This window comes from Streptomyces sp. NPDC020379, assembly GCF_044387105.1.
GTDB lineage: Bacteria > Actinomycetota > Actinomycetes > Streptomycetales > Streptomycetaceae > Streptomyces.
Genome location: NZ_JBIRVR010000023.1, coordinates 114,540 through 120,595, shown reverse-complemented (window position 1 = coordinate 120,595; position 6,056 = coordinate 114,540). Strand labels below are relative to the sequence as shown.

The following is a 6,056-nucleotide window of genomic DNA, read 5'->3' as shown; positions in this document are numbered from 1 at the left end:
CTCGCCCTCGACGCCTACACCACCGCCCGCCACACCGGCTCCTTCCTCATCATCGACCCCGCCGACGGCACCACCCTCGCCGCCGGCATGGCCGGAACTGCCGAGTGACCCGTGCGTGAACACACCTTCCGTGTCACGGTCGTCGGGGCCGGTGCGGCCGGCACGCTGACGGCGACGCGGCTGCTGGAGGCGGCGCACGAGGCCGGGGCGCGGGTCGCCCTCACCCTCGTCGACCCCGCGCCCGGAACGGGCCAGGGCGTCGCGTACGCGACACAAGATTCGCGCCATCTCCTCAACGTGCCCGCGGGGCGGATGAGCGGCCACCCGGACCGGCCGGACGACTTCGTCCGCTGGCTCGCCGGTCACGGGTCCCGCACGGTCGGCGCAGGGGAGTTCGCGCCGCGGAGCGCGTACGGCGCCTATCTCGCGGCCGGGCTGGACGAGGCGGTGGCGCGGTACGGCGCCGGTGCCTTGCGCCGGGTGCGTGAACGGGCGGTCCGGCTGGCCGGCCCGGACGGGGACGCGACCCAGCGCATCGCCCTGAGCTCGGGCGCTGTCGTCGACGCCGACGCGGTCGTGCTGGCCCTCGGGGCCGGCGCCCCGGGGCTCGGCTGGGTCCCCGGACGCCTCCGCGGACATCAACACTTCGTGTCGGATCCCTGGCGGCCGGGCGCGCTCGACGGCGTCCCCGCCGACACCGACGTCCTCCTCGTCGGCACCGGTCTGACCGCCTGCGACCTGGCGCTGTCCCTCGCGCGGCCGGGGCGCACGGTGCACGCCGTGTCACGGCACGGCCTCGTTCCGTACGTCCACGCGGGGAAACCGGCCGCCTCCGGCCCGCTTCCCGGCCCTCCCGCCGCCGATCTGGCCGGATTGCGGCGGTGGTTGGCGGCGCGTGCCGCGTACCACCGCCGGGTGCACGGCGACTGGCGGCCGGCCGTCGACGAGCTGCGGCCGCACACCACCGCGCTGTGGCAGGGACTTCCGGCCACCGACCGCGACCGTTTCCTCAGCGAGGACCTGCGGCTGTGGGAGGTGCTGCGGCACCGGCTGCCGCCGCGGACGGCGGCAGCCCTCGACGCGGCCCGGCAGAGCGGTCAAGTGTCCGTCCGCGCAGGGGTTGTGGCGGACGCGGAGCCCTCGCCCGGAGGGGTGCGTGTGAGCTTCACCGACGGGGGTACGGGCTGCTTCGGAGCCGTCGTCAACTGCACCGGAGCGGAAGCCTCCGTGCGCAGGTCGGAGGACGCGTTGGTCAAGGACCTGCTCGCCACCGGAACCGCCCGTCCCGGCCCGCACGACCTGGGCCTCGACACCGCCCCGGACGGGCGGCTGGTCGCGGCGGACGGCGGTGCGCGGCGGCCGGTGTGGACGCTGGGCTCGCCGCGCCGCGGCAATCTATGGGAAACCACCGCTATTCCGGAGATCCGTGTGCAGGCCATCCAATTGGCGGATTCCTTAGCAAAAGAGTGCAGCCGGATCATTCGCTGAATACCGCCATTTAAAGACCTGTTTTTGGCTCCTGCGGGACGAGTCGGCACGGTCGGCTCGCTGGTGCTGCGATCAACACCTTCAGCCTCGACGTCAGCAAGAACCTCGCCACCTGTGGCGAGGGCGGTCTCTTCACCACCGACGACCGGCTGGCCCAGCGGACGTTGACGCTGCGGCAGTTCGGCGAGCTGATCATCCCGGGGCAGGGGGAGCAGCTCGTGCGGGGGTCACATGCTCGGCTTCGGCCACAAGCCGAACGCCATCCAGGCGGCCTTCACCCGCAGCCGGCTGGAGTGCCTCCCCGGGGAGACGAAAATCCGGGACGAGGACGTCCGGTACTTCCTGGGGCGGCTCTCCGCCCTGCCCGGCCTGTTCACCCCGGACGTCCCCGAGGGCCGCACGCGCGCCCGCCGCTTCCCGCGCTTCCGCGTCGACTCGGCCTCGCCCCCCGCGCTCGCCGGCCGGCTGTGCGCCGCGCTGATGCGTGCCGGCGCGCTGAGGGCGTGCCCGCCGGGCACTGCCGGATGATGTCGCTGCCGCAGCAGCGCCCTTCCAGGAGCAGCCCGGCTACGGCGGCTACCCGTGGCGGCTGCCCGGCGTCGAGCTGTGGCAATACCGCGCCGAGGACCAGAGCCGGCCACGCCGGACCGTCACCGAGGGCTCCTTCGCCATCCAGAAGGCCCATCTGTCGCCGGAGGCCCGGCCGCTGCTCGCCGCCTGCGCGGACGTCTTCGAGAAGTTCTGGCGGCACCGCGAGGTGTGGACGCGCCGCGCCACGTCCATGGAGCACCGCACGCTGTGGGAGAGGGCCGCGGAGATCGCCGAGGCCGAGCGGGCGGAGGCGGGGGCATCAGTGCCGCCGGCCCGCTACGAGACGAACTCGCCGCCATCTGGCAGGACGTCTAGACCACTGCGGAGGTCATGCACGTGCACGGTGCGTACGGGATGACGGAAGACAGCGACGCTCAACTGTTCTATTGTCGCGCCGCGGTGGAATCTCTCCGCCTGGGGTCATCCGCCGAGCTGCGGGGCGAGGTGGTACCGCAGCTCAAGGACCGGCTGACCGGCCTGGGGCATCCGCAGTCTGCATGAATTCCCCAGGTGGCTATGTGGAGGGAGGTGGAACCGTTGGACGAGCCCGTATGCAGCGGGACCAAGGAGCCCGGTGCGGTGGACGAACACGTCGGCACGCGTGAGCCGGTGGCGACAGGGGCCGACGGCGGGGACACCGGAGCCGGGGGCCAGGGCACGCACCGGGCGGAGTTCTGGGCGGGTGCGCGGGCCATGACCCCGTTCATGATCGGCGCGTTCCCCATGGGCATCATCGCCGGGGCCGCCGGGATCGCCGGTGGCATCGGCTGGGCGGGAACCGTCGCCATGGCCGCCGCGGTCAACTCCGGCACCGCGATGCTCGCCGGTCAGCAACTGCTCCGCGACGGGGTGGGCTGGCCGATCATCCTCCTCACCACCCTGGTGCTGAGCCTGCGGATGATGATCTACGCGATCATGCTCCGGCCGCACATGCGCGACCTGCCGCAGCGCTGGCGGGCGCTGCTGGCCTTTGGGCTGGTGGACGCGGTCTTCTTCGTCGTCATCGACAAGTTCAAGACGCTGACCGGCATCCGGGACCGGCAGTGGTACTTCCTCGGCGCGTCGATGGCGATGTTCGCCAACTGGATCACGTCCCTCGTCCTGGGCATGATCCTCGGCTCGGCCGTGCCGGACATCGCCCACCAGGGCCTCGAATTCCCCATGACGGCGATCTTCATCGCCATGATGGCGGGGGCGATGGTCAATTGGAAGGTGTGGGCCGCGGTGCTCGGCGCCGGAGCGCTCGCCCTGGCCGCGCACCCCCTGCCGTACAACCTCGGACTCGTCGTCGCCACGCTCGGCGGCGCGGCGATCGGCGCGGGCTGCGACACCTGGGAGAAGAAGCGCGCGAAGTCCACGGAGGGGGCCTGATGTTCCTGACCCTGCTCATCATCGGCATGGCCGCCTGCGCCTTCGCGACGCGCTACCTGCCCATCGTGCTGTTCCAGGACCGCGAACTGCCGGACGCGGTGAAGACCGCGCTGAACTACGTGCCGGGAGCGGTGCTCGCGGCCCTGGTCTTCCCCGAGGTCGTCACGCCCATGTACGAGGGCGGCGGGGAGTGGGCGGTCCCGACGCTGGTCGGCGGCATCGTCACCCTGATCGCGGGCCGCCTGGTCAAGAACTTCCTGGCGGTGGCGGCGATCGGTGTGGTGACGTTCTTCGTCCTGCGGCAGTTGCTGGGCGCTTAGGCGTCGGTGGCCGTGGGCGGCAGGATCGTCCAGGTGGGCATCACGGGCAAGCCGCCCCTGCTGGACCCCTTCCGTGACCGGCGCTATCTTTCCCGGCAACGTCGACGCCGCCACGGCCGCCCGGCTCGCCGAATCCACCGAACAGGCGCTGCGCGCGCTGGGGATGGCGTCCGGCATCGCCCACACCGAGTGCAAGCTCACCGCCGACGGCCCGCGCCTGATCGAGGTCAACGGCAGGCTGGGCGGTTTCATCGACGACACCGTCGGCAGGGCGACGGGCTTCCCGATGCTCCGTACGGCCCTCGACTGCGCCCTGGGACGACTCCCCGCGGACTTCACCGCACCGGCGCGTCAACGCATCGCCTTCCAGCGCTTCTTCGCCCCGCCGCTCGACGCCCGGGCGATCGTCTCCATGACGGGCGTCAAGGAAACGAAGGCCCTGCCGGGCGTCCGGCGCGTCGAGGTCGTCCGCCGCCCGGGGCAGCCGGTCGACTGGGCGTGAGGGCACCCAGGCGTTCGCCGCCATCGTCTACGGTGAGGCGCCCGACCACGAGGTGCTGGCGGAGCCCTTCGACGCGATCGACAAGACGCTGGTGGTCGCGTACGACCGCGGGTCCGGCTGACGCGGCGCCGGGGGTGCGCCACCCGACAGCAACGGGCACAGGAAGTCGGGTGCGGCAGGCCGCGGCCCTCCTAGCGTGAAGGTCGTAAGAGAGAAGGAGACCGGAGTGCTGGAGCAGCTCAATCAGGCCCTGGAGCACATAGAGGGCCGCCTCGGCCGGCGGATCGAGGGAGCGGAGCTGGCGCGGCTCGCGATGACGTCGGAGCACCACTTCCGCCGGATGTTCTCCGCGCTGGCGGGGATGCCGCTGTCGGAGTACATACGGCGCCGGCGGCTGACCGTCGCGGGAGCCGAAGTGCTCGCGGGGGAGCGGACGCTGCTGGAGATCGCGGTGCGCTACGGCTACACCTCGGGTGAGGCGTTCGCCCGCGCGTTCCGCGCCATGCACGGCGTCGGGCCCGGCGAGGCGCGCCGCACGGGTGCGGCGCTGCGCTCACAGCCCCGGATGTCCTTCCGGCTCGTCGTCGAAGGAAGCAGCAGCATGCGATACCGGATCGTGGAGAAGGAAGAGTTCCGTGTGGTCGGCAGGAAGGCCCGGGTGCCTCTGGTGTACGAGGGGGTGAACCCGGCCATCGCCGCGTTCATCAAGGGCATCGGCAAGGAGACGCGCCGGCGCATCCACTGCCTGTCCGACCAGCAGCCGGAGGGGATCGTCTCGGTCAGCGACCAGCTGTCCGAGGGCCGGGAGGAGGGATCCGAATTCGACTACTACCACGGCGCGGTGACGGGCGCGCCCACGCCCGAAGACATGGACGAGCTCGCCGTCCCAGCGGGCACGTGGGCCGTCTTCGAGGACTCGGGTCCTTTCCCGCAGTCGCTCCAGCACATGTGGCGGGACGTGTTCACGCAGTGGTTCCCCTCCAACCCGTACCGGAGCCGGCGGGGCCCCGAGATCCTGCGCACGCGGCTGTCGCAGGAGGGGACGCGGGCGGACGTGGAGCTGTGGATACCGGTGGAGCGCGACTGAGCGCGCACCCGCGGTAGGACGCACCAGACGGGCACCGCGCCTGCCGGCCGGGCAGGACGGTGCCCTTCCGCGTCGCGGAACCGCCGGTGCCACAACGTGGCACCATAGTGGCTCGCCATGGCGCCATCGATGTGCCATAGTAGTGCCATGGACCTCACGCCCTACGTCGACAACCTCCGGAACGAGCTCGCGGTCGCCGCGGACGCCGGTGGCGAGGAAGCCCGAGCCCTCGCCGACCGGCTCACCACGCCCCTGGAGTCCGCCGCCCGGCTGATGCTGCTGAACGCACTGTCCGCCGCGATGGCGGAGGTCACCGGCGATCTCGCGCCCGGCTCGGTCGACGTCCGGCTGCGCGGCCTCGACCCCGAGTTCGTGGTCACGGCCCCGCCCGCGCAGGAGCCGTACGAGCGGACAGACGAGCCGGCAGCCGCACCCGCGCCGGCCGCGGTCCCGGAGGGGGACGACGGCGCCACCGCGCGGATCAACTTCCGCCTTCCCGCGCACCTGAAGGCGAAGGCCGAGGAAGCCGCGGGCAAGGAGGGCCTCTCGGTCAACGCCTGGCTCGTACGGGCCGTGGCCACCGCCCTGGAAGGGGGCGGAAGGGCCCGCCCCGCCGCCCGCGGCCGCGCCGTGGGCGGCCAGGGATACACGGGCTGGGTCCGCTAGCCGGACCGGCACGGAGCACCACTTCTCAACG

General features: G+C 72.3%; 8 protein-coding genes and 1 pseudogene. All 9 read left to right on the top strand.

Going from position 1 to position 6,056, the window contains the following annotated elements; genetic code table 11:
* Nucleotides 1-111 precede the first annotated feature (111 nt).
* The 9 genes and pseudogenes from ACH427_RS26350 to ACH427_RS26310 all read left to right on the top strand — a co-directional run bounded on the left by ACH427_RS26350 (nt 112) and on the right by ACH427_RS26310 (nt 6,025).
* Nucleotides 112-1,488 (top strand): FAD/NAD(P)-binding protein, encoded by a 1,377-nt coding sequence (locus ACH427_RS26350; RefSeq protein ID WP_398873189.1) that lies wholly within the window; start codon nt 112-114, stop codon nt 1,486-1,488.
* A 47-nt stretch (nt 1,489-1,535) separates the two neighbouring features.
* Nucleotides 1,536-1,664 (top strand): annotated as a pseudogene (locus ACH427_RS26345) (DegT/DnrJ/EryC1/StrS family aminotransferase); the annotation flags it as partial.
* A gap of 55 nt (nt 1,665-1,719) precedes the next feature.
* Nucleotides 1,720-2,016: a hypothetical protein gene (locus tag ACH427_RS26340; RefSeq protein ID WP_398873187.1), complete on the top strand. Its 297-nt coding sequence runs from the start codon at nt 1,720-1,722 to the stop codon at nt 2,014-2,016.
* Nucleotides 2,017-2,433: 417 nt separating this feature from the next.
* Nucleotides 2,434-2,580 carry a hypothetical protein gene (locus tag ACH427_RS26335; RefSeq protein WP_398873185.1) on the top strand — a complete coding sequence of 49 codons (147 nt, stop codon included), beginning with the start codon at nt 2,434-2,436 and terminating at the stop codon, nt 2,578-2,580.
* A gap of 78 nt (nt 2,581-2,658) precedes the next feature.
* A complete protein-coding gene (locus tag ACH427_RS26330) occupies nt 2,659-3,450 on the top strand; it encodes an AzlC family ABC transporter permease (protein ID WP_398873183.1) in 792 nt (263 codons plus the stop codon).
* Nucleotides 3,450-3,770: an AzlD domain-containing protein gene (locus tag ACH427_RS26325; RefSeq protein WP_398873181.1), complete on the top strand. Its 321-nt coding sequence runs from the start codon at nt 3,450-3,452 to the stop codon at nt 3,768-3,770. Before ACH427_RS26330 ends, ACH427_RS26325 begins: the two co-directional genes overlap by 1 nt.
* 73 nt (nt 3,771-3,843) lie before the next feature.
* A complete protein-coding gene (locus ACH427_RS26320; protein WP_398873179.1) occupies nt 3,844-4,272 on the top strand; it encodes a hypothetical protein in 429 nt (142 codons plus the stop codon).
* 226 nt (nt 4,273-4,498) lie between these two features.
* Nucleotides 4,499-5,359, top strand: coding sequence for a GyrI-like domain-containing protein (locus ACH427_RS26315; protein ID WP_398873202.1), 861 nt, complete (start codon nt 4,499-4,501; stop codon nt 5,357-5,359).
* 147 nt (nt 5,360-5,506) lie between these two features.
* Entirely contained in the window at nt 5,507-6,025 is a 519-nt protein-coding gene (locus tag ACH427_RS26310; protein WP_398873177.1) for a toxin-antitoxin system HicB family antitoxin, read from the top strand.
* The last annotated feature ends 31 nt before the right edge of the window (nt 6,026-6,056 follow it).